This is a genomic window from uncultured Kordia sp. (assembly GCF_947496985.1).
In the GTDB taxonomy this organism is placed as follows: Bacteria; Bacteroidota; Bacteroidia; order Flavobacteriales; family Flavobacteriaceae; genus Kordia.
This window is the reverse complement of sequence record NZ_CANMEZ010000057.1, coordinates 1-209: the sequence shown is the minus strand read 5'-3', so window position 1 is coordinate 209 and position 209 is coordinate 1. Positions and strand designations below refer to the sequence as shown.

Below are 209 nucleotides of genomic sequence, written 5' to 3'. Positions count from 1 at the left end.
GTAAGTATTGACAATCCAAGTAGTGTAGCTACAGTGGTATCAATTACTACGGTAGACAACAGTGCGACAGATCCAGCAGATTATACAAGTACAACAGTTACTGCTACGATTCCAGCAGGGCAGACAGTGGTAAATGTTAATATTCCAATTACAGATGATACAGTAGGGGAACCAACAGAAGACTTTACCGTGACTGGAACGGTGGCAAG

Annotated in this window: 1 protein-coding gene; it reads left to right on the top strand. The window is 42.6% G+C overall.

Annotated features, from left to right (window positions below):
* A partial coding sequence (locus tag Q0828_RS24480) for a Calx-beta domain-containing protein (RefSeq protein WP_298428010.1) occupies window positions 1-209 on the top strand: 209 nt, incomplete at both ends.